At 57.2% G+C, this 21,220-nt stretch carries 23 protein-coding genes; 9 read left to right on the top strand and 14 right to left on the bottom strand.

Translation table 11 applies throughout. From position 1 onward, the window contains the following. The 5 genes from nuoF to ndhC all read right to left on the bottom strand — a co-directional run bounded on the left by nuoF (position 1) and on the right by ndhC (position 4,920). The gene (gene nuoF / locus R84865_RS11485; protein WP_435639744.1) at positions 1-1,383 is read right to left on the bottom strand and encodes an NADH-quinone oxidoreductase subunit NuoF; all 1,383 of its coding nucleotides are present in this window, start codon (positions 1,381-1,383) and stop codon (positions 1-3) included. Continuing rightward, on the bottom strand, positions 1,380-1,901 hold the full coding sequence (nuoE, locus tag R84865_RS11480) for an NADH-quinone oxidoreductase subunit NuoE (RefSeq protein ID WP_435633163.1): 522 nt from the start codon (positions 1,899-1,901) through the stop codon (positions 1,380-1,382). The genes nuoF and nuoE overlap by 4 nt, the downstream gene beginning before the upstream one ends. 18 nt (positions 1,902-1,919) lie before the next feature. After that, positions 1,920-3,713, bottom strand: coding sequence for an NADH-quinone oxidoreductase subunit C/D (gene nuoC, locus R84865_RS11475; protein WP_435639743.1), 1,794 nt, complete (start codon positions 3,711-3,713; stop codon positions 1,920-1,922). A 23-nt stretch (positions 3,714-3,736) separates the two neighbouring features. Continuing rightward, positions 3,737-4,414, bottom strand: a complete 678-nt coding sequence (locus R84865_RS11470) for a NuoB/complex I 20 kDa subunit family protein (RefSeq protein ID WP_435633165.1) — start codon at positions 4,412-4,414, stop codon at positions 3,737-3,739. A 101-nt stretch (positions 4,415-4,515) separates the two neighbouring features. Further along, entirely contained in the window at positions 4,516-4,920 is a 405-nt protein-coding gene (ndhC, locus tag R84865_RS11465; RefSeq protein WP_435633166.1) for an NADH-quinone oxidoreductase subunit A, read from the bottom strand. Between the two features lie 561 nt (positions 4,921-5,481). Between ndhC and thiD the strand changes: the two genes are divergently transcribed. The 4 genes from thiD (at position 5,482) to R84865_RS11445 (ending at position 7,517) form a co-directional block, all read left to right on the top strand. Further along, on the top strand, positions 5,482-6,282 hold the full coding sequence (gene thiD / locus R84865_RS11460; protein ID WP_435639742.1) for a bifunctional hydroxymethylpyrimidine kinase/phosphomethylpyrimidine kinase: 801 nt from the start codon (positions 5,482-5,484) through the stop codon (positions 6,280-6,282). 76 nt (positions 6,283-6,358) lie between these two features. Continuing rightward, positions 6,359-6,796, top strand: a complete 438-nt coding sequence (gene dtd / locus R84865_RS11455) for a D-aminoacyl-tRNA deacylase (RefSeq protein WP_435639741.1) — start codon at positions 6,359-6,361, stop codon at positions 6,794-6,796. Between the two features lie 174 nt (positions 6,797-6,970). Then, the gene (locus R84865_RS11450) at positions 6,971-7,240 is read left to right on the top strand and encodes a BrnT family toxin (protein WP_435639740.1); all 270 of its coding nucleotides are present in this window, start codon (positions 6,971-6,973) and stop codon (positions 7,238-7,240) included. Further along, a complete protein-coding gene (locus tag R84865_RS11445; protein WP_435639739.1) occupies positions 7,230-7,517 on the top strand; it encodes a helix-turn-helix domain-containing protein in 288 nt (95 codons plus the stop codon). Before R84865_RS11450 ends, R84865_RS11445 begins: the two co-directional genes overlap by 11 nt. Before the next feature lie 12 nt (positions 7,518-7,529). On the opposite strand, the gene R84865_RS11440 is transcribed toward R84865_RS11445, so the two are convergent. Beyond that, positions 7,530-8,084 carry a DUF4232 domain-containing protein gene (locus R84865_RS11440; RefSeq protein WP_435639738.1) on the bottom strand — a complete coding sequence of 185 codons (555 nt, stop codon included), beginning with the start codon at positions 8,082-8,084 and terminating at the stop codon, positions 7,530-7,532. A gap of 51 nt (positions 8,085-8,135) precedes the next feature. Further along, on the bottom strand, positions 8,136-10,067 hold the full coding sequence (locus R84865_RS11435) for an ABC-F family ATP-binding cassette domain-containing protein (protein ID WP_435639737.1): 1,932 nt from the start codon (positions 10,065-10,067) through the stop codon (positions 8,136-8,138). 81 nt (positions 10,068-10,148) lie between these two features. Between R84865_RS11435 and R84865_RS11430 the strand changes: the two genes are divergently transcribed. Next, positions 10,149-10,682 carry a TIGR02444 family protein gene (locus tag R84865_RS11430; protein WP_435639736.1) on the top strand — a complete coding sequence of 178 codons (534 nt, stop codon included), beginning with the start codon at positions 10,149-10,151 and terminating at the stop codon, positions 10,680-10,682. Positions 10,683-10,761: 79 nt separating this feature from the next. Further along, positions 10,762-11,487 (top strand): BamJ family beta-barrel-assembly machinery protein, encoded by a 726-nt coding sequence (gene bamJ, locus R84865_RS11425; protein ID WP_435633176.1) that lies wholly within the window; start codon positions 10,762-10,764, stop codon positions 11,485-11,487. A gap of 401 nt (positions 11,488-11,888) precedes the next feature. Here bamJ and R84865_RS11420 read toward each other — a convergent pair whose 3' ends face one another. The 4 genes from R84865_RS11420 to thiS all read right to left on the bottom strand — a co-directional run bounded on the left by R84865_RS11420 (position 11,889) and on the right by thiS (position 14,311). Beyond that, on the bottom strand, positions 11,889-12,413 hold the full coding sequence (locus tag R84865_RS11420) for a hypothetical protein (RefSeq protein WP_435639735.1): 525 nt from the start codon (positions 12,411-12,413) through the stop codon (positions 11,889-11,891). A gap of 93 nt (positions 12,414-12,506) precedes the next feature. Next, a complete protein-coding gene (trmB, locus tag R84865_RS11415; protein ID WP_435633178.1) occupies positions 12,507-13,247 on the bottom strand; it encodes a tRNA (guanosine(46)-N7)-methyltransferase TrmB in 741 nt (246 codons plus the stop codon). Further along, positions 13,244-14,056, bottom strand: a complete 813-nt coding sequence (locus R84865_RS11410; protein WP_435638001.1) for a thiazole synthase — start codon at positions 14,054-14,056, stop codon at positions 13,244-13,246. The genes trmB and R84865_RS11410 overlap by 4 nt, the downstream gene beginning before the upstream one ends. 57 nt (positions 14,057-14,113) lie before the next feature. Beyond that, positions 14,114-14,311 (bottom strand): sulfur carrier protein ThiS, encoded by a 198-nt coding sequence (thiS, locus tag R84865_RS11405; RefSeq protein ID WP_435633180.1) that lies wholly within the window; start codon positions 14,309-14,311, stop codon positions 14,114-14,116. Positions 14,312-14,378: 67 nt separating this feature from the next. Between thiS and R84865_RS11400 the strand changes: the two genes are divergently transcribed. From R84865_RS11400 to R84865_RS11390, 3 genes are all read left to right on the top strand, one after another. After that, positions 14,379-14,813, top strand: a complete 435-nt coding sequence (locus R84865_RS11400) for a DUF423 domain-containing protein (RefSeq protein WP_435639734.1) — start codon at positions 14,379-14,381, stop codon at positions 14,811-14,813. Positions 14,814-14,832: 19 nt separating this feature from the next. Further along, on the top strand, positions 14,833-15,321 hold the full coding sequence (locus R84865_RS11395) for a hypothetical protein (protein ID WP_435633182.1): 489 nt from the start codon (positions 14,833-14,835) through the stop codon (positions 15,319-15,321). Positions 15,322-15,425: 104 nt separating this feature from the next. Continuing rightward, the gene (locus R84865_RS11390; protein WP_435639733.1) at positions 15,426-16,523 is read left to right on the top strand and encodes an aminotransferase class I/II-fold pyridoxal phosphate-dependent enzyme; all 1,098 of its coding nucleotides are present in this window, start codon (positions 15,426-15,428) and stop codon (positions 16,521-16,523) included. Positions 16,524-16,661: 138 nt separating this feature from the next. Here the strand turns inward: R84865_RS11390 and R84865_RS11385 are convergent, their stop codons facing one another. The 3 genes from R84865_RS11385 to R84865_RS11375 form a co-directional block, all read right to left on the bottom strand. After that, positions 16,662-17,429, bottom strand: a complete 768-nt coding sequence (locus tag R84865_RS11385; protein WP_435633184.1) for a murein L,D-transpeptidase catalytic domain family protein — start codon at positions 17,427-17,429, stop codon at positions 16,662-16,664. Between the two features lie 75 nt (positions 17,430-17,504). After that, the gene (locus R84865_RS11380) at positions 17,505-19,016 is read right to left on the bottom strand and encodes a YifB family Mg chelatase-like AAA ATPase (RefSeq protein ID WP_435639732.1); all 1,512 of its coding nucleotides are present in this window, start codon (positions 19,014-19,016) and stop codon (positions 17,505-17,507) included. 81 nt (positions 19,017-19,097) lie between these two features. Continuing rightward, the gene (locus R84865_RS11375; protein ID WP_435639731.1) at positions 19,098-21,143 is read right to left on the bottom strand and encodes an OPT family oligopeptide transporter; all 2,046 of its coding nucleotides are present in this window, start codon (positions 21,141-21,143) and stop codon (positions 19,098-19,100) included. Positions 21,144-21,220: the final 77 nt, after the last annotated feature.

Here is a 21,220-nt window from a genome sequence, read left to right as displayed (position 1 = left end):
TCAGGCGGTACCCAACGAGGGTTGAGCCGCTGCAGGCGAGGCCTGAACCGACGAAGAGCGAAGACCTGCCTCGAATTCGTCACGGAAGTATCGAATGGCGCTGCCAAGCGGGCTGATTGCACCGGGCGCCAGCGCACAGAAGGTGTTGCCAGGGCCTGCGTTGTGCACGATATCTTCTAGCAGTTCGATATCTCCCGGCCTTCCTTCACCGGCTTCAATGGCGCGCAGCAGCTTCACTGACCACGGCAAGCCGTCGCGGCACGGTGTACACCAGCCACACGACTCATGCGCCATGAACTCTTCGATATTGCGAATAACCGACACGATGCTGCAGGTTTCGTCCATCGCCAGCGCCAGCGCCGTTCCCATACGTGAACCTATGGCACCGAAGCCGTTGGAGCACATTTGGATATCGATGTTGCTGGCAGGGAGGAAGTCGGTGCCCGCTCCGCCCGGCTGGAAGGCTTTCAGCTTCAGGCCGTCACGCATGCCGCCGGCGTAGTCTTCCAGCACTTCCCGCGCGGTAATGCCGAAGGGCAGCTCCCATAATCCGGGATTTCTAACCTTGCCGGTAAAGCCCATCAGCTTGGTGCCGTGGTCTTCCGAACCTTCGCGGCACAGGCCGTGGAACCATTCGACGCCGTTCGCCATCACGGCGGGCACGTTACACAGCGTTTCAACGTTGTTAACAACGGTCGGCTTGCCCCACGCCCCGGACTGCCCCGGGAACGGCGGTTTGGCGCGCGGGTTGGCACGTTTGCCTTCCAGCGAATTGATCAGTGCGGTTTCTTCACCGCAGATATAGCGACCGGCCCCGGTGTGGACGAACAGCTCGAAATCGAACCCAGTGCCGAAAATATCCTTGCCCAGCAGCCCCGCTGCGCGCGCTTCTTCGACCGCGTAACGCAAGTTGGCCGCCGCGTGCACATATTCACCGCGCAGGAAGATATAGCCGCGATAGGAGTTATTGGCGTAGGCCGCAATGATCATGCCTTCGATCAGCAGGTGTGGCTGCTGCTCCATCAGCATGCGGTCCTTGTAGGTGTTGGGCTCCATTTCGTCGGCGTTGCACAGCAGGTAGCCGCGAGGAATGCCCTCACCTTTCATGGTCAGGCTCCACTTTACACCCGCCGGGAAGCCCGCACCGCCACGACCCTTGATACCCGCTTCCTTGACTTCGGCCGCTACCTGATCAGGCGTCAGCTCGGTGAGCGCGCGCTTGGCGCCCGCGTAGCCGTCTTTGGCACGATACTCGTCAAGGAACACCGGGCTGGCGTCGTCGTTCATGCGCCAGGTCAACGGATGAGTTTCAGCCGCCCGCGGCGTGCTGTTGCAGGTACCCAGCGACGTAAGGCCGCTGGTCACAGGAGTAATCGAACTCATTTGTACGCCTCCAGCACGCTCATCAGGTTGTCAGGGCTGACATTGCTGTAGGTATCGTCATCCACCATCATCGCCGGTGATTTGTCGCAGTTACCCAAACACACCACAGGAATAAGGGTGAAGCGATCGTCAGAGGTGGTCTGACCTACATCGATGCCCAGTTCGCTTTTGATCTTGCCGCGCAGCGTTTCGTAACCATTGATAAAACACACCATGTTGTCGCACAGACGAATGATGTGACGACCTACCGGCTGCCGGAATATCTGGCTGTAAAACGTCGCGACGCCTTCTACATCGCTGGCAGGAATGCCCAGCACCTCGGCGATTGCAGGAATCGCTTCATCCGGTACCCAGCCCTGGCGTTTCTGAACGATTTTCAGCGCTTCGATGGAGGCCGCACGCGGATTTTCGTAATGGCCGATTTCGTCAATGATTTCGGTGCGCTCTTCTTCTGTTAGCTCATACTTGAGCGCTTCAGCGCGATCACTGGTAATCAGGTCAGAGTAAAGACTGCTCATGATGCGTAGCTCCTTCCCTTAACGGTCCACATCGGCCATCACGAAGTCGATACTGGCTACGTGGGCAATCAAATCAGGAACGAAACCGCCGCGCATCAGCGTGGGAATATGCTGCAAATGCGGATAGCTCGGCGTGCGAATACGGGTGCGGTAGCTCATGGTGCTGCCGTCCGAGGTCAGGTAATAGCTGTTCAGGCCTTTGGTTGCCTCGATCATCTGGAACGATTCGTTAGGCTTGAGCACCGGCCCCCACGACACTTGCAGGAAGTGGGTGATCAGCGTTTCGATGTGCTCTTTCATACGCTCGCGCGGCGGTGGCGTGGTGAGCGGGTGATCCGCCTTGAAGTCGCCGGCCGGCATGTTGTTCAGGCACTGTTCGATAATGCGCAGGCTTTGACGCATCTCTTCGATACGCATGGTGCCGCGGTCAAAGATGTCGCCGTTGGCACACAGCGGTACTTCGAAGTCGAAGTTTTCATAGCCTGAGTAGGGACGCTGCTTACGTGCATCGAAGTTGAAGCCGGTCGCCCTAAGGTTCGGGCCGGAAATGCCCCACTCCAACGCTTCCTTGGTGTCGTAGGCAGCCACACCCTTGGTACGGTCGCGGAACACCGCATTTTCGTGCATGCACTTCTCGTACTCGCGCAACCGCTTGGGCATCCAGTCGAGGAATTTCCTGACCAGACCATCCCACCCCTTGGGCAGGTCGTGCGCTGTACCGCCAATGCGATACCAGGCAGGGTGCATACGGAAGCCGGTAATGGCCTCGATAACTTCGTAGGCCTTCTGACGATCGGTAAAGGTGAAGAATACCGGCGTCATGGCGCCGATATCCTGATAATAAGTACCGAGGAACAGCAGGTGAGAGGTGATGCGGAAGAACTCCGCCATCATCACGCGAATGGTTTCAGCACGCGCCGGCACCTTGATGCCCGCCAGCTTTTCGACCGCCAGCACGTAGGGCAGGTTATTCATTACTCCGCCGCAGTAATCGATGCGGTCGGTGTAAGGAATATAGCTGTGCCAGGACTGGCGCTCGCCCATCTTTTCAGCGCCGCGATGGTGATAGCCGATATCAGGCACGCAATCGACCACTTCCTCGCCATCGAGCTGCAGCACGATACGGAAGGCACCGTGCGCCGCCGGGTGGTTAGGGCCAAAGTTCAGGAACATGTAATCGCGGTCGTCCTTGCCGCGCGTCATGCCCCATTCCTCCGGCACAAACTCGAGCGCTTCCTGCTCACGATCCTGGTCTTCCATGGTCATGGTGTAGGGATCGTATTCGGTAGCGCGCGCGTTGTAGTCCTTGCGCAGCGGATGGCCGCGCCAGGTAGGCGGCATAAGAATGCGCTTGAGATTCGGGTGGCCGACAAACTCAATGCCGAACATGTCCCAGGTTTCGCGCTCGTACCAATCGGCGACAGGCCAAATAGAGGTAACCGTCGGCAGCCGCAGGTCGTTTTCGAACAGCGGCACCTTAATCATTAGATCCTTGCCACCGGACAGGTCGGCAAGAATATAAAATACGGTAAATTCAGCGTCCGGCAGACCTTCGCGGTGAGCACGCAGGCGTTCATCGACGCCATGCAGGTCGTACAGCATTTCGAACGCATTATCGCCCTGACGCAAAAACTTCATTACGTCGAGCAGGTCTTCCCGCGCAACCCAAAGCACCGGCATGCCGGTAAGGGTGTTCTGGAAATGAAAGCGGTCCGCGCCAAAGGCCTTGTACAGCGCCTGTACGACGGGTGCCTGATCCAGGCCGGTTGGCATATCAGGCCCGCGGGAAGTAGAGAAAGGATGTTCGCTCATTGAATGTCGTCTTCCGCCGGGACTTAAACTTCGTCAGGTGTACGCAGTTCGGTTACCGCAATACGCTGGTCGCGAAGCTTCTCTTTCTGCGACGGCATCTCCTTGCGATAAACCCCTTGATCGCCCACCACCCACGACAACGGACGACGCTCTTCACGCACCGACTCCTGCAACAGCTGAAGCCCCTGCAAGAACGCTTCAGGGCGCGGCGGACAGCCGGGAATGTAGACATCTACCGGCAGAAACTTATCGACGCCCTGCACCACTGAGTAGATGTCGTACATGCCGCCCGAGTTAGCACAGGACCCCATCGAGATAACCCATTTCGGCTCGAGCATCTGGTCATAGAGCTGCTGGATAACCGGTGCCATTTTGATAAAACAGGTACCTGCCACCACCATGAAGTCGGCCTGACGCGGCGAAGCACGCAGCACCTCAGAGCCGAAGCGCGCCACGTCGTGAGGCGCGGTGAAGGCCGTGGTCATTTCCACGTAACAGCAGGAGAGGCCAAAGTTGTATGGCCACAAGGAGTTGCTACGGCCCCAGTTCACTGCCGAGCTCAGTACATCTTCAAGCTTGCCCATGAAAATATTCTTGTGAGCCTGCTGCTCCATCGGATCGCCGACTTCGCCCTGATTGCCAATGGGATATTTAGCATTGGTAGGGGTGTTCGGGTCGATGCGCGTCAACTTGTACGACATGGAGATCGCCTCGTAGAGCTTGGATCTGTCGCGGCAGCGCAACTGCCGCAGACGTTGAATAAACGCAAAACGCAGCACCCATCGAAATGGATGCTGCGAATTTAAAAGGATTCGTGTCGTGCCTGTTCTGCGGTGTGCTCGCGTTTTTTCGGCACCCAGTCTAGGGCGCCCATGCGCGCATCAAACACAAGACCTGCAAGAAGAATGAAGATGAAGACGGCGGCGCCGATGAGACCAGTCCAGCCCACTTCACGTACCGACACAGCCCAGGCAAACATGTAGAGGGCTTCGATATCAAAGATAACGAACAGCATGGCGACCAGATAAAATTTCGCCGAAAACCGAACGTGAGCGGAACCAGCACCCAGGATGCCGGATTCGAAAGGAATGTTTTTCTCGTGTCCCCAAGCGCGTCCACCTAGAACGCTGGCAGCACCGACCATGAAGGCCAGCAGCGCGAGAGTTGCGAGTACAAAGACAGTCACTGCCCAGTATTGCGCTATCATCGTTGTTCACTCATCAAGTCGAGGTACTTGCCGTGTACCTATGGTCGTATGTTCGACCTTGCGCGCGCTGAATCGGATATACCGACAGCCCGCTAATTGCCTAATTATCGATATTGCCAAAGCGGTGTTACCCGCCGTTATCGACCGCGTGATGTTGAAATCTATTAAGCGCGGCGAAATGTCACACCCTAAAGTGTACCGCAAACCCGAATGTCTGGAAAAAACTTTCCTAATTTTCCTACATTTTTGAACGATGCAGTGCCAGCCAACAAAATCGTTGAACACCGGCGAGGGCATGCTGCTACAGGCCGCGGAGGAATTTTGCGTATCGCGCCTGGGGGCGCTTATTCACCGCGACGTTGTAAAGACCACACACCTTATACGCCTACTCTTGGTCAATCACCAATACAATCGAGTTATCAAACCTTCGCGGGCTAATGATTTGATAAATCAGCGTGGGAAGTGATGTCGCTCACTTTACCTTTAGTGGCTGGTCATGCCCTACTGTGCAGGCTACTTACACCCTGTACCACTGACCGACAGCATTGCAGCGAGAAACGTATGACACCTCCCCACCTGCTGAGCATCGCTGGCACTGACCCTAGCGGCGGCGCCGGACAAATGGCCGATATTAAAACCTTCTCGGCATTGGGCGGTTTCGGCACTAGCGTTATCACGGCGGTGCTGGCACAGAATACGCAGGGCGTTCAGCAGGTGCTGCCGATGCCCATCGAGCTTATTGAGCAACAGCTGCATAGCGTCTTCAGCGATATCACTATAGATGCGGTCAAGATAGGGATGGTGGCCGATCGCGCCACCGCCGTTACCCTGCGCCGCGCGATCGAGCATTACCGCCCACGCTACGTCGTGCTCGACCCGGTGATGGTCGCCAAAAGCGGCGATACGCTTGTCGATAGCGCTGGCATCGCAGCCGTACGCGACGTGTTAGTACCCATTGCTGATGTCATTACGCCCAATTTACCCGAAGCCGCCGCACTGCTGGATTGCCCGCTGCCCGCTTCGCTCGATGATATGCAGCAACTGCTTCCCGCACTGAGCGCTCTCGGCCCTTCGGCCATCTTATTGAAAGGCGGCCACCTTGATGCCCCGCATAGCGCCGACCTGCTGTATCACAACGGCGCTATCGAACAACTCGACGCCCCGCGCATCGATACCCGCAACCTGCATGGCAGCGGCTGCACCCTCGCCTCCGCGATTACCGCCCTGCTTCCCCAACGTGCCTCGCTCTCAGCAGCAGTGCACGAAGCCAAGCACTACATGACCCGCGCACTGGAAGAATCCTCGCGACTCAACGTGGGTAAAGGCAACGGCCCCGCGCATCATTTTTGGCAATGGTGGTAACCTTTTCGAACGACCGCGCCAGCAGCGCCAACGGCAAAGCATCCATACGACCTTCAGACAATCCAAGAGCCACCCCATGAAAGCCCTTATCCAGCGAGTTACCCAGGCATCCGTTACCGTGGACAATCACACCATCGGCCAGATTGGTCCGGGGTTGCTCGCGTTAATTGGCGTTGAGAAGGAAGATGGCGACGCGCAGATAGAGAAGATGCTGCATAAATTGCTTAACTACCGCATTTTCTCCGATGACAACGGCAAGATGAATCTGGGGCTTGAGGCAAGCGGTGGAGAGTTGCTGCTGGTATCACAATTTACGCTGGTGGCAGACACCGCGAAAGGGCTGCGTCCGGGCTTCTCTCAGGGTGCATCGCCCGAACACGGTCGCGCCATATTTGATCGTTTGCTCGATGCCGCGAGGCAGCGATTGCCAGCGACCCAAAGCGGCCAATTTGGGGCCGATATGCAGATAGCGCTGGTTAACGACGGCCCCGTCACCTTCATGCTAGAAGTGTAACTGCGCGCACCTTTGCCTTTCTGATTGCCCCCAGCGCGGCGCTTAAAATTCCGCGCTAAATTCTCTCCGCTGCCCGCCGATAACCACCAGGATGCGTTGCTATTCTGCAAAACATCCCAAAGGGAAGCTCAGCATAGCTGACCGACTCAGCCTTCATATCTGCGGATAGTTATCATGCCTTACCATTTTGAAATCGATCCAATCAGCAATGCCATCAATATGGATCGCTACCATCTACCGCTGTGGCTCACGCTTGAAATCATCGAGCACGAGCGCTGCTCTTTCCAGTGCGCAGCCTCACAACAGGGTGAAGAGCACCTGGTTACTTTCGGTTATGTTGGCCAGCAGTTACATGTAGCCGTTTGGCGCACGCACGCGGATACCATTCGCGCTCTTGCGGTGCGCAAGGCCACTGACAACGAGGAACAACGCTATGGACACTAGCTTGAGGGCAACACCACCGGCACATGATGTCGATGACTGGACATCCATCAAGCGGCTGGTATCGGTCGATACAACCAATCAGCTCAAGATCGCGCGGATCAAATTGGGGTTGGGCATGGACGACATGGCCACGCTAATGCGCGTGACACCAGAGGACATTCGTGACTGGGAGCATCGCTATCGTCGCCCAAGCGGTGCGGCGATAGCGCTTATCGCGTTGCTGTACACCTTCCCCAATGAAATAGAGAAGTACCTGCGAGCGCTACACCGCCGCTAATGCGAACGTGCGTTATGAAGCGCCCGGATCAGTGGCCGAGAATGGCTGCACTTCCAGCTTATCGATGCCCGTTGAGCAGCCGTAGCCTTGGTGAGCCACCTTGATCGGCTGCACGCCTTTATCCAGCGTTATCGCTAATCCTTGCAGCGCTACCGGCTTGCACTCATCGGTATCGTACGGCGAACCGTCACGTCCCATATTAGTGAGGCCGATCGAGAGATAAGCGTGATCGTGAGGCTTAAGCGTGATGCTGTGCTCGCCCGCCTGTGGCGCTACCGTTGGCGGAATCTCGCCATGGTCGGCACTGATACGCTGCACCCCGGGAGTGCCATTGAGCGTACAGGCCGCGTCCCCCGTATTGGTGAAGGTGTAGCTTAAATAGACAGAGCCCGCCCCGGCGTCGCCTCCGGCTTCCGCTACTTCCAGTTGCCCCGGCGAACACGCACTCAGCTGCTGCGCTGAAGGCTGAGCGTTTTCATGGTTGCCGTCGTGCTCCGCTTTCGAGCATCCCACAACCCCTAAGGCACAGGCCAACACCACGCCTAGCGGGATCGTTATCTTGTTCATGCAACCTCCTACCGTAAGAGACTCATTAACCGCCGGAGCTTTCGCAGCGCATTATCGCTGTGCGGCCTCAAGCGCTTCTTCGGCTTCCAACCACTGCTGCTCGGCATCTTCCAACGCCGTGCCAAGTTCGCCGCGTTGCTGAGTCAACTGTAGCAGTTTTGCCTTGTTTTCATCGCTGTAAAGCGTTTGATCGCCCAGTCGCTCTTCGATTACCGCCATCTCTTTCTGCAATGACGACATTTTTTTCTCTGCCGCATCGCGCGCTTTCTTCAACGGTTTAAGCTGTTCGCGCTGGGCGGCCGACTGCTTCCGCTGCTGGCGCTTGTCTGCTTGCGTACTGGCGGGGCTCTCGACCTCAGGCTCGGCAGCGCTTTGCTCAATTTCCGGCGCAACCTTTGCTTTGCCCGATGACGTACCGCGCTCCTTAAGCCAGCGTTGATAATCGTCGAGATCACCGTCGAAAGGTGCCACCTGACCGTCGGCAACACACCAAAAGCGATCGACACTGGCGCGCATCAGGTGACGGTCGTGCGAGACGATCACCACCGCGCCCTCAAAACGTGCCAGCGCGTCGGTAAGCGCCTCTCGCATTTCGAGATCAAGGTGGTTGGTCGGCTCATCGAGCAGCAGCAGGTTCGGCTTCTGCCATGCAATCAACGCCAAGGCGACACGCGCTTTCTCGCCACCGGAAAACTGCCCTACCGCGGCGAAGGCATCATCGCCGCGAAAATCGAAGCCGCCCAGAAAGTTGCGAATCTCCTGCTCGGAGCTTTGCGGCGACATGCGCTGGATATGCAGATAGGCAGAAGCATCCAGGTCGAGCGCATCTACCTGATGCTGCGCAAAATAGCCGAGCTTCAAGTGCTCACCTTCAACCCGCTCACCGCTCAGCAGGGGCAAATCGCCGGTTAGCGCTTTGATCAGCGTTGATTTACCGGCGCCGTTGGGCCCCAGCAAGCCGATACGATCACCCGGCGCTAACGATAAGCGCACATGTTTAAGCACGGGCGGCTCAGCATAGCCAATATTGGCTTGATCGAGAGAGAGCAGCGGGAAGGAAATCTTGTCCCACGCCTCGATAGAAAAGGTGAAAGGCGACTCGGCGCGCAGCGGGGCGATCTCCCCCATACGCTCGAGCATTTTCAGGCGACTTTGCGCCTGCCGAGCCTTGGTCGCCTTGGCGCGAAAGCGCCGCACGAAGTCCTCGAGCTCGGCGCGCCGCGCCTCTTGCTTCACACGTTCAGCCTCTCGGCTCGCCAGTCGCTCGGCACGCATCCGCTCAAACGAAGAGTAATTAGCGGTGTATAGCACCAACTGACGCTGATCGAAATGCAGAATGCGGTTGCACACGCCGTCGAGAAAGTCGCGGTCGTGGGAAATCAGCAACAGCGTTCCGGGGTAGCGCACCAGCCACTGCTCCAGCCAGAACAGCGCGTCCAGATCCAGGTGGTTGGTGGGCTCATCGAGCAGCAAAATGTCGGAAGGCGTAAACAGCGTGCGGGCAAGGTTGGCACGCATCCGCCATCCACCGGAGAAGGCACTCAGCGGTTGGTCGAGTTCGTGCTGAGCGAAGCCAAGCCCCACCAGCAGTTGCTCGGCACGCGGTCGCGCCGTATAGCCGTCGTGATGCTCAAGTTCGCCGAGGAGCTCGGCGTAGCGCATATCATCACCGGCCTGCTGTGCTGCATCGATCTGATGTTCAACCGCTCGCAGCGCATGATCGCCATCCAGCACATAATCGGTGATGGTACGATCGCGCGCATCGATTTCCTGCGCCATGTGCGCGATACGCGCACCATTGGTAATGGCAAGCTCACCGCGATCAGCGGCCAGTTCGCCCAGCATCAGGGCAAACAGGCTGGACTTACCCGCGCCGTTAGTCCCAACAATCCCCACTTTCTCACCATCATTGATGATCAGATCGGAGGGTTCGATCAAAGGCTCACCACCGCGCACGAGCGCAAGCTGGCGGAATGCAATCATGGGTTACCTCTTAACCAGCGATCGTTGAGCCGCCAGCGTGATGGAAGAAGGCGGCTGCGCCTTCTTGAGAAACAAGACAGAATGCGCGCATTCTATCACTTGCTTGCCTCATTCTTCATTGCACAGCGGAGTTTCGCCTTGATCGATATTCAGCAACACGCGACGCACTCGCTATGGACATTTGCGGTCGCGTTGCACGCCCTTCCCGGTCAGGAACAACAGATGCTTGAGCTTCAGGATAATGCTGGTATCGATATCCCAGAGCTGCTGTTTTACTGCTGGCTGGAGCGTCGCCACGAGCATTTGAGGACGCCCGCTCAGCTTGAGGAAATTCGTCGCTGGCAGCAGCGCTTTACCGTGCCGTTGCGCTTAATGCGCAGAGAGCTGAAGCCGCTGCTTGAACGCTCTCCGCCGCTAGCCACCATGCGCAATGCGATCAAGAGCGCCGAGCTTGAGTCTGAGCGCGAAACGCTGCGCCGTCTGGCACTTCTCGAGCGCGATGAGAATGCTCCCAGCGAGCAAGCGTGGCAGCTGTGGCACGGAAAAATAACTGCACATCATGGCGCCATCATCTTGAAGGTTCGCCAGGCGGCCCAACGTATTACCCTCGAATAACCCCCTGCGCATCTGATACATTGCGCTTCGGACATTTTGCGGCGGCCTCGCGGGGCCGTTCTTCACTCAAGGAGTTTTCATGAACAAGCTAGTGAGCGCCGCTACAGTAGGCGCCGTAGTAATTGCCCTGGCGGGCTGCTCGAATTCGTCGGACGACAACGGCGATAACGGCAAGGGTCCCCAGTCCGACGAACAGAAAGTGGCCTACAGCATCGGCATGAACGTTGCGCAAAGCCTTAAGCAGATTGATCCTGAGCTGAAGCTTAGTTCTTTCAAGGAAGCGCTCGACGATGTTTACTCCGATCGCGATCCCAAGCTGTCTCAGGAAGACGCTCAGCAAATCCTGATGAACTTCCAGAAGCAGCAGCTTGAGAAGCAGAAAAATGAGCAGGAGCAGGAAGGCAAGGACAACGCCAAGCAAGGCGACGCCTTCCTGAAGGACAACGCTAAAAAGGATGGCGTTAAAACCACCGCTTCCGGTCTTCAGTACAAAGTGCTTAAGAGCGGTAAAGGCGGTCAGCATCCTGAAGCCAACGATACTGTTCGCGTAAACTACGAAGGCAAACAGCTCGACGGCAAAGTGTTCGACAGCTCCTATGAAAAGGGCGAGCCGGTCACCTTCAAGGTAAAAGAAGTGATTCCTGGCTGGCAGGAAGCGCTTAAACTCATGCAGCCCGGCGACGAGTGGGAAGTCTATATTCCTGCCAAACTCGCCTATGGCCCGGCAGGCGTTGGTCCCATCGGTCCCAACGCAACCTTGATCTTCAAAGTTAACCTGATGGATATCAATCCTTCCGACAAGTAACAACAGGTCGTTGGATTGGAAATGAGAAAGCCGACGCATGCAGCGTCGGCTTTTTTGTTACGGCAAGGTTAACGGCGATAAAAGTTATTCACACGCTAACTGACAGAATAGTCACAGCCACCTGTGGATAACTTGGTGGACACTTTCACACGATGCACGTTCATCACGAATAGCCACTACGAAAAAAATCAACTGATGATTCATACAGTTTTTGGTAAAGAAGCGCACAAAATACTCAACTGTATGAAAAATATATGTTTTTATTTTTTGAACGCAGGCACTAGGGATCGCTTCACAGCGACCAAATTTATTCACACCTTAATAAGAAGAATTTATGTCAACTGTGGACATTCGTATAAGCCCGGCGACTTTCAGCGCAGAAGTTGCCCTGTTTTAAGACGTTAGTTCGGCTGAGCGAGCTGTGCCTGCACGCATGGCAGCGATACATCGCTCCACGTTCCTTGCGTTCGAGATGGCGTTGTCACAACCAGCTCGATGCGCCAATTGTTGCGCGAACTGGAACAAGACTCAGTGCGGGTATTCAGCTGGACAGGGGCCGCTGAGCGAGTAGCAACCACGTCCCGTCGCTGCGTTCCCCGATCATCAAGATTGATCACACGAAACATGATGCGCGAAGGCGCCATACCAGAAATACGTGGCGTCGCCAGCAGCGTGCCTTTCTCGCCCGACTCAAGGCGCATACCAATGGAAGCACCCGCACTCGTGCGCGTTGAGCACGACTCAGCGAGCGGCGAACAGAACAGCGGCAACGAATACCACACAGGTTTGCTGCTAGGGGTTTCCCCAAGGTAGTAGTTACCAAGATACAGGCAGGACGCCACAATCGTGACCAGCGTTACCACGATCAGCCAATTAAGCAAGGGCGGCCGCGCATCCACTTCGGTTTCAGCGGATACCTCGGGCATCTTGATCTCCTTGAAAGCTTCTGCGAAAGCGCCACCGCGTGGCGACCGACCGATATTCAGCCGGACGCGAGCGGGTGGCCGCCGCTGAATCGTCTACCGGCGTCGGTAAACCAGATCCCACACACCGTGCCCCAAACGCTCACCACGCGCTTCGAATTTGGTGAGCGGTCTAGCTTCGGGACGCGGCACATAGGCGCCTGATGAGGCGGTGTTTTCAAACAGCGCCTGCTGCTGCTCCATCACCTCGACCATATGCTCAGCGTAAGCCTCCCAATCGGTAGCCATGTGCAGCTTGCCGCCTTGCTCGAGCACACGCGCCACGCGCTGCACAAAATCAGCCTGTACGATGCGGCGTTTATGATGCTTCTTCTTCGGCCAAGGATCAGGGAAGAACAGCTGTAGCAACGACAGCGACTGCTCAGGAAGAGAATCGTCGAGCACCTTGATGGCGTCTTCGCGGAAGACGCGCACGTTGGTCAGGCCGGCTTTATCGAGCTCATCGAGCAACTTGCCAACACCGGGAGGGTGCACTTCGATGCCAATGAAATCGACCTCCGGCTGACTACGCGCCTGCTCGAGCAAGGAACCGCCCATACCGAACCCAATTTCGACAACACGCGGGGCCTTGCGCCCAAACACTTGGTCGAGATCAAGACGCCCCTGATCGAGCGTTAGACCCAGGCGCGGGAATACTTCCTCGAGCCCGCGGGACTGCGCTTGCGTCATTCTTCCAGCACGCAATACATAGCTGCGTACCGCGCGATGGTGGGCGGTGTCGCTGTTATCCGCCGCTTGGGCGTCTACCGTTGAGGTATCGTCGCTACTACTGGTCACGCTTGAATTCGTCCTTCGTTGGGAGAGGAAGCCTCGCCTTGCAGTTTGCGCGGCATGCGGCCCGCCAAAAAGGCTTCGCGCCCTGCCTCAATGGCCTTGCGCATGGCCTGCGCCATCAGCACCGGCTGACGAGCGTGGGCAATCGCCGAATTCATCAGCACACCGGCACAGCCCATTTCCATGGCAAGCGCTGCGTCCGACGCGGTGCCAATGCCAGCGTCCACCAGTACCGGCACCTTCGCGTTTTCAACAATCAGGCTGAGGTTGTATGGATTGAGAATGCCGTGCCCCGAGCCAATCAAAGAGCCAAGTGGCATTACCGCACAGGCCCCCATCGACTCGAGCTCGGCCGCAACGATCGGGTCATCGCTGGTATAGACCATCACATCGAAACCGTCGTCGATCAGCTCGCGTGCCGCCTTCAGCGTTTCGACCACGTTGGGATAAAGAGTGCTTTCGTCACCCAGCACCTCAAGCTTGACCAGCGAATGGCCATCAAGAAGTTCACGTGCCAGTTGGCAGGTGCGCACCGCATCGCGTGCGTTGTAGCAGCCCGCGGTGTTCGGCAACAGCGTATAACGGTCGGGGCTAACTACGTCCAACAAGTTGGGCGCATCAGCGTTTTGGCCGATGTTGGCACGGCGCACTGCGAAGGTAACAATCTCGGCACCGCTGGCCTGGATGGCCTCGCCAGTCTCGGTGAAATCCTTGTACTTGCCGGTGCCTACCAGCAGCCGCGAATGAAAGGTGCGACCGGCAATTTGCCACGCCTGGTCTACTGATGACGCGGAGGCTTGAGCTGAAGTCATGAACATCTCCTGAATAGGGAAAAAACGCGCATGGCGCTGAAAACGGGCGAGATGCGTCTAGCCGCCACCTATCGCATGCACGATCTCGATACGATCAAACTCGGCAAGTGCTGTTTCAGCATGGCGGGAACGCGGAACGATCTGTTCGTTGCGCTCGACGGCAATACGCTTTCCGGTAAGCTTTAGCGCAGCGACTAGCTCAGCAACGGTGGTTACGTTGAACTCTTGCGCTTCGCCATTCAAATAGAGCTGCATGATGAGTGTCCTGCCAACGCACGGAGCATTCGGCTCCATCTTCGAAAACCGCTATGATACCGCTATATTGACTCTGATTCGATCCTCGCCACGGCGAGAGCAGCTAACCGAGGTTGATGTGTCCACCACCTTTCACCAACGCTTATGGGTTGTTTGTGCCGCCAGCGGTGCGCTTACTATCGCACTGGGCGCTTTCGGTGCTCACTCGCTCAGCCACTACCTGTCGCCCAGAATGCTCGACGCCTTTCATACCGGCGTTACCTACCAGATGTGGCACACCATCGCGCTGATGGCGCTGCTAGGCGGCTGGCGAACCTCTCTTCCCCGCGTAACGCTCTACTGCTGGATAGGCGGCACTGTACTGTTTTCAGGCTCACTTTATATATTGGCGATCTCGGGGCTAACACCCGTCGCCTTTGTTACCCCCATCGGCGGAACGTTGCTCATTATTGGCTGGCTAGCCTTGGCAATTGCGGGGTGGCGCTATGCTGCGCATCGCTAGGCATTTAATCGCGGTCGCTGTGACCGCGACAGTGCTGTCAGGGTGTGGCAGCAATCAGGTCAGCCCACAACAGCAGCAAAAAAATGCGGTCTCGCGTCTTGGCAGGGATGCCGCCGAATTCCTGGTGAAAGAGGCACACTGGAACGATCGCACTCCGCAACAGATCATCCTAATCAGCCAGCCCGCGGTGTACAGCGAAGAAAACAACCAGGACGTGCTTCACGTGACACCGCGCGAACTGCGCGACGCGCTCACCAGAGGGCTACTCAGCCTCAAGAATCCGCCCCGCGTAGTGTCCTGGGCCCCGTCATCAACGGGTGAGTTGCCTGACTCACTATGGATACTCGATGCACGATTGCTCAATAGCACGCCGCTGCCGTTAAGCGACCGAACGCTCTACCCTTACCGCCTCGAGCTGCGGATTGGGCATAACGACAAGCGCCCTCTTTCGATGGTTACCCAGGGCGCCTTCGACGGAACGTCGGTGCCCAAAAGCGCGCATCCCTGAGCGTTTCACTACCCAAAACCAGCGCTACCGCGCGTATATAGGGCCATCGCTTACTTCGATCAATCCGCCCTTTACTGAATTCTCGACGCATTTTGGAGGCTTGAATGCGCACCATCGCTGCTCACCTTCGTCGCGAAGGACCTAATAATCCCTTTCCGGGCCTTGCCGCGGCAGAGCGAAAAACCGGCCGCAAACTGCATCACCAGTTAGGCTCGAACGAAGGGCTTGATATGGCGCATCATGCGTTACAAGCCCAGTTTGGTGATCAGGTCGCGGCGTTGGCGCGCCGTTATTCCGATGCAGAGTGCTACGAATTGCGCAGGCTGCTGGCTGCTCACCTCAACATCGACAACGATGAAATTGTCGTCGATGCAGGCGCTGACAGCCTCCTCGCGCTATCGCTACGCGCTCTTTGCGAGCCAGGCACCACGGTGGTCTGCAGCGCTGGCACCTATCCCACCTTCAGCTACTTTGCGCAAAGCAACGGCTGTCGATTGATCGAGCCACGCTATATCGATACACACGACACGCTGGCGCCAGATCTCGCAGCGCTAAACGAGGCTGCGCACCTTCATCACGCGCGTTTGGTTTATCTTGCCAACCCAGACAATCCCAGTGGATACACCTATTCTCACGCCGATATCGTCACGTTGCGCGACAGCCTTCCTGAGCAGTGCTCGCTGTTGCTCGACGAAGCCTATTACGAATTCAGCGCCGAAGAAGACAGCCAGCCATTGGAAGGCGTGATACGGCTACGTACCTTTTCGAAGGCCTACGGGCTGGCGGGCTTGCGGGTAGGCTACGCAATCGCCGAAAAAGATCTGATTGAGGTGATGCTGAAGGCACGCATTCATTACGCGGTGGCATCGGTATCGCTGGCGGCAGCCGAATTCCTGCTGACCCAACAGCAAGAAGTTCAGACACATATCGATCAGGTAGTGGCGCAGCGTGAGAAGCTCACACAGCTATTGAGCTCAAAAGGCCTGACCGTCTTCCCCAGCGTTACTAACTTCGTGGCGCTCAGACTGGAAAACGCCGCTCAGGCCGCCGCTGCTCAGCAAGCGCTGCTGGACCAGGACGTTATCGTTCATCGCCCACCGCATCCCGCGTTGGGCCATATACTGCGCATTACTACTGTCGCTGATGCGTTACAGCCAGGCAGGCTGGACGCACTTTTCGACGTTATTGGCGCAGCCGAATAGTCCCCATCGCTGCACGCCATATGTGCGGTCAGCTATCGCGCTACCTTTGATACGAAAATACCCTGAAGGTGGGATATTTCTCCCACCTTCAGGGTATTTTCAAATAGCGCTGCTTACAAAGCCTGCCTGCCGCTTCGACTAACGCGCGCTGGCCAGATTTTTTACCGCATTAGCATTGCCCAAACGCGCCACTGCGCACTGCGCCAGCGAGGACTGCGTAAGCCAACGCTTATCGGGATAGTACGCAAACAGAAACTGTCCATCTTTCATCACATTGATGATTGGCCTGCTTTTGCTCTTGGGCAATGCCGGACATCCCCAGCTACGGCCCAGACGACCAAGCTGCTTGCCGATGTCGTTGTTCACGTACGTGGCACCGTGCAGCACGATGGCTCGATCCATGGCGGCATCGTTGAATCCTTTATCGAGCCCCGCCATGCGCAGGGAGTAGCCGTTGGCACCCTGGTAGGTTTGCTGCGTGAGATAGAGACCGATACTGGAAGCGTGGGTGTTATTCAGGTTCGAAAAGCGCGTGGGGACATCACCGCCCGAGCCTGAACCATGAGCGACCAGTTCATGAAAAAGCAAACGCCGGTGAGGAAGATCAAACACCCACAAACGCGGGGTACGAGAAGACATGCTGTAATCAATGATACCCAAACGGGTGGCATCTACCCCTTGCCCATTGGCCTGCGCGCAGCGCATTGCAGCCAATCCCATCGCAATGACTTCAGGGTCGGCTCCCGGTGCCGTACGCGCCAGTTCTTTGGCAGTTACTCGCGGCGAAGGACTGGCGCCAGGGCTTTCCTGGACACGTTGAAAAGGTGGATAAACAGCAGCGCTTACTTGAGTCAGCGACACCAACATAGCGAACAAAGAAACGGCGATGACGAATGGTGTTTTCATAAGCTGGCGATAAACGAAAGAAAAATGGGTAACCGTATGTAAAGAGATAAGACACTATTGCAATTTATACAAGAACTAACGCGCTTCTCCACGCAACATTCGATCAAGTTGACGATATCCGACTGCTTCCATCAAATGGTGACGCGTTAAGGTAGAGCTTTGTTCCAAGTCGGCGATGGACAGAGCAACACGCAGCACTCGGTGATAGCTACGGGCCGAATACCCTAGTCGATCGAGCGCATGGGCGAACCAACTACGCTCCGACTCATGCAGACTGCACGCCGCCTCCAACTGAGCTACCGGCAGCCTTGCATTCAGCGCGCCGCGCTGCGCCTGACGCTCTCGCGCCTTGGCCACTCTTGCCCTCACCTGATGAGAAGACTCACCGCAGCTTTGCTGAGCCAGCTCGTCGGTGGACACCGCATTAACCTCTACCTGTAGATCAATGCGATCCAATAATGGGCCAGAAATACGCGACCGGTAACGCTGAACTTGAGCCACACTGCAACGGCACTGCCGGCGAGCATCCCCCAAATAACCGCAAGGGCAAGGATTCATTGCCGCTATCAGTTGGAAGGCCGCCGGAAACACCGCTTGGCGCCCTACCCGCGAAATCGACACTACGCCCGATTCGAGCGGCTCGCGCAGCCCTTCCAGCGCGCGGCGATCAAACTCTGGCAGCTCATCCAGGAACAGAACACCGTGATGAGCCAAGGTAATTTCGCCCGGGATTGGCGGATTACCACCGCCAATCAATGCCCCGGGGCTGGCGCCATGGTGCGGCAGCCGAAAGGGCCTACGCCCCCAATTCGCCAATGGCGGATAACCACTGCGAGAGCGAATGGTCGCGACGGCTAGCCGCTGCTCCCAGTCAAGCGGTGGTAAAAGCCCGGGCAGACGCTCGGCCAACATGGTTTTACCCGAGCCGGGAGGCCCCGCTAACAGTACGTTGTGCCCACCGGCTGCAGCGATCTCTAGCGCACGTCGTGCCTGATACTGTCCTCTGACATCAGCAAGGTCAGGTAATTCATTTTTGTATTCAGCGGGCTGCATATGCCCAACGCACTCAATGCGCTGCTCGTTTCTCAAATGAGCAATAACATCACGCAAATGAGCGGCGGCATACACCTTAAGACCATCGACCAGCGCGGCTTCGCTGGCATCGCCCGCGGCAACAATGAGCGCAGCGCCATAGTCGCGTGCGGCCAGTGCGACCGGCAAGATGGCCCCAACTGATCGTAAAGAACCATCGAGCGCCAGTTCACCAACACACTCGACGCCTTCCAGCGACGAAGCATCGATTTGCCCCGAGGCCACCATAATCGCCAGCGCAATGGGCAGATCGAAACGCCCGCCTTCCTTGGGCAAATCGGCCGGGGCAAGATTCAGCGTTGTGCGGCGGCTGGGATAATCAGCACCGGCATTGATTAATGCGCTGCGCACCCGCTCGCGACTCTCGCGCACGCCGGTTTCCGGCATACCCACGATGGCAAGGCCCGGCAATCCGCTAGAAATATGCACTTCTACCTGCACCGGCAGAGCATCGAGCCCCACCAGTGCGCGACTGCGAACTACCGAAAACGACATGACTGCCCTCCAGCATAATGGCCAAGTGACTGTCATATCGGCAATAAAAGCGCGCCGTTTACGCGCTTTTTGTCATTTTCGTTAGATTGAGCGGCGCTGTTTGATCAAATAGCGGTAGAACCACACGCAAAAGGCGATAAATGCAGCGAGCGATAGCCATTGTGCGATGTTCGCGAAATCACTGCCCACCAGCGCCAACGGCGTATCGTTGCCGGTGGCACCGATCAGCGCCGCCACCAGGATACCAATCAAGCTTTCGCCCACAATAAGCCCTGACGCCAGCAATACTCCGCGACGCCTAGGGCGATCAAGCTCGGCCTCGAGCGTGTTGCCGCTAAGTTGTGCACGACGCGAGAAATAGCGATTAACGAACCAGCATACGATAGCGCCGAAAATCAGTGCCCCGTTAACGCTGGAAGGAAGGTAGATGCCCATTCCTACCGCGATCACCGGCATGCTGAGCGAGCGCGTGGTGCGGCGCAGCACAGTGTCGATAACGATCAGTACGATGCCGACACCCACGCCGGAAAGCAGCATCGACCAGTCCAACTGGTGCTTGAACACGCCTTGGGCAATCGCCGTCATCAGGGTTGCCTGCGGCGCGCCCAGCGCCTGCGTTTCATCCATGCCCGGCCGCGGCAGTGCGCCCGCAAAACCATAGGCGTGGTACAAAAGCTCCAGTACGGGCGGTATGATCAGCGCCCCCACCACGCAGCCAATAATCAGCGCCACCTGCTGCTTGTAGGGAGTGGCACCAACCATTAGCCCTGCCTTCAAATCCTGCAGGTTGTCATTAGAAATGGCAGCCATGGCGATAACGATCGAGGCAGTGAATAGCGTCAGCGCAATCGCCAACTGCCCACCGTGGCTTGTCAGCCCGCCCACCACACTTTCAAGGGCAACAATAAGCAGCGATACCAGCACCACCGCGATAATACCGATACCGGAAATGGGGCTGCTGGAAGAGCCAATCAGGCCCGCCATGTAACCGCACGCCGCCGCGACCAAAAAGCCAAAAATAAACGAAAACAGCGAGCACCCGATAATGGCTGCCCACAGTGCTCCCGCGGAAAGCATCGGAGCCGCTGAATGCAGGAACTGATAGAACACCACCAGCAGTGCCACTAGCATCAGGCCACTAAGCAGCAGTTGGATGCTGATCGGAATGTCACGATCGCGCCGATCCTTCTCGGCGGCGAAGTGGCCTGCTTCACGCAGCGAGGCCATCACCCCCTTCACCATTGGCTTCAGCAAGGTAATCAGTGTCCACACCGCTGCGACCCCGATAACCCCAGCCCCCAGAAAGCGTACTTGGGACGACCACACGTTCATCCCGATATCGCCCAAGGCAACACCGGCAGGATGATCCGCCCACAGCATGCCCAGCGGCACGAACACGCCCCAACACAGCGCGATACCAATGAAGAGCGCGATACCACCGCTAACGCCCATCAGGTAACCCGCCCCCACCATCGCCAGGGAGAAACCGGGCTGTATCAGGAAGGCGCTTCGGCCGGCGTTCAGCCATAGCGTTGCGGAGTCAGCCAGCACCTTGAATCCAGTGGTACAGAGCGCAAACAAGGCTGAGATAACGCTGCCGATTAGCAGCTCGCGCCCACCGGGCGCTGCACGCCCATCCTCAACCACCTTGGGCCGTGCGACGGGCGCTTCAGCATAATCCTCACCAGGGCTACCGACGCGCAGGATTTCTGCCGCCGCCACTCCCTCGGGATACGGCAAGGTGCTGTGCACCACCATTACCCGCCGCAGCGGAATGGTAAACAGCACCCCGAGAACGCCACCGATGGCGCAGATCGCGGAGGTCTGCCAAAACGGGAAGCCGCTCCAATAGCCCATCATCAGCAGGCCGGGCAAAATAAAAATGACGGAGGAGAGCGTGCCGGCGGCAGACGCCTGCGTTTGCACCATATTATTTTCAAGAATACTGGAGCTCTTGAAACAGCGCAGAACTGCCATCGAAATAACGGCAGCGGGAATCGAGGAAGCGAAGGTCAGCCCGACCTTTAGCCCCAGATATATATTGGCCGCTGTGAACAGCAGCGTGATGACGGCCCCGAGGATGACACCTCTAAGCGTCAGTTCTACAGGTGAGGGTGAGGAAGACATTCAAGCTCCACAGCTATTCGCCCCTTCAATGTGAGGCTTTCTTGTATATTTATAGGATTACTTCGACTGGTCAGCGC

The sequence above is a fragment of the Carnimonas bestiolae genome, assembly GCF_051251145.1.
Classification (GTDB): domain Bacteria; phylum Pseudomonadota; class Gammaproteobacteria; order Pseudomonadales; family Halomonadaceae; genus Carnimonas; species Carnimonas bestiolae.
Note: the sequence above shows the minus strand (reverse complement) of the source record. Positions and strands in the feature narration are given on the sequence as shown.

Excerpts from the sequence above, each read along its gene's own strand:
- nuoF (WP_435639744.1), bottom strand. The coding sequence starts at position 1,383 with ATGAGTTCGATTACTCCTGTGACCAGCGGCCTTACGTCGCTGGGTACC.
- nuoE (WP_435633163.1), bottom strand. The coding sequence starts at position 1,901 with ATGAGCAGTCTTTACTCTGACCTGATTACCAGTGATCGCGCTGAAGCG.
- nuoC (WP_435639743.1), bottom strand. The coding sequence starts at position 3,713 with ATGAGCGAACATCCTTTCTCTACTTCCCGCGGGCCTGATATGCCAACC.
- R84865_RS11470 (WP_435633165.1), bottom strand. The coding sequence starts at position 4,414 with ATGTCGTACAAGTTGACGCGCATCGACCCGAACACCCCTACCAATGCT.
- ndhC (WP_435633166.1), bottom strand. The coding sequence starts at position 4,920 with ATGATAGCGCAATACTGGGCAGTGACTGTCTTTGTACTCGCAACTCTC.
- thiD (WP_435639742.1), top strand. The coding sequence starts at position 5,482 with ATGACACCTCCCCACCTGCTGAGCATCGCTGGCACTGACCCTAGCGGC.
- dtd (WP_435639741.1), top strand. The coding sequence starts at position 6,359 with ATGAAAGCCCTTATCCAGCGAGTTACCCAGGCATCCGTTACCGTGGAC.
- R84865_RS11450 (WP_435639740.1), top strand. The coding sequence starts at position 6,971 with ATGCCTTACCATTTTGAAATCGATCCAATCAGCAATGCCATCAATATG.
- R84865_RS11445 (WP_435639739.1), top strand. The coding sequence starts at position 7,230 with ATGGACACTAGCTTGAGGGCAACACCACCGGCACATGATGTCGATGAC.
- R84865_RS11440 (WP_435639738.1), bottom strand. The coding sequence starts at position 8,084 with ATGAACAAGATAACGATCCCGCTAGGCGTGGTGTTGGCCTGTGCCTTA.
- R84865_RS11435 (WP_435639737.1), bottom strand. The coding sequence starts at position 10,067 with ATGATTGCATTCCGCCAGCTTGCGCTCGTGCGCGGTGGTGAGCCTTTG.
- R84865_RS11430 (WP_435639736.1), top strand. The coding sequence starts at position 10,149 with ATGCGCGCATTCTATCACTTGCTTGCCTCATTCTTCATTGCACAGCGG.
- bamJ (WP_435633176.1), top strand. The coding sequence starts at position 10,762 with ATGAACAAGCTAGTGAGCGCCGCTACAGTAGGCGCCGTAGTAATTGCC.
- R84865_RS11420 (WP_435639735.1), bottom strand. The coding sequence starts at position 12,413 with ATGCCCGAGGTATCCGCTGAAACCGAAGTGGATGCGCGGCCGCCCTTG.
- R84865_RS11410 (WP_435638001.1), bottom strand. The coding sequence starts at position 14,056 with ATGACTTCAGCTCAAGCCTCCGCGTCATCAGTAGACCAGGCGTGGCAA.
- thiS (WP_435633180.1), bottom strand. The coding sequence starts at position 14,311 with ATGCAGCTCTATTTGAATGGCGAAGCGCAAGAGTTCAACGTAACCACC.
- R84865_RS11390 (WP_435639733.1), top strand. The coding sequence starts at position 15,426 with ATGCGCACCATCGCTGCTCACCTTCGTCGCGAAGGACCTAATAATCCC.
- R84865_RS11385 (WP_435633184.1), bottom strand. The coding sequence starts at position 17,429 with ATGAAAACACCATTCGTCATCGCCGTTTCTTTGTTCGCTATGTTGGTG.
- R84865_RS11380 (WP_435639732.1), bottom strand. The coding sequence starts at position 19,016 with ATGTCGTTTTCGGTAGTTCGCAGTCGCGCACTGGTGGGGCTCGATGCT.
- R84865_RS11375 (WP_435639731.1), bottom strand. The coding sequence starts at position 21,143 with ATGTCTTCCTCACCCTCACCTGTAGAACTGACGCTTAGAGGTGTCATC.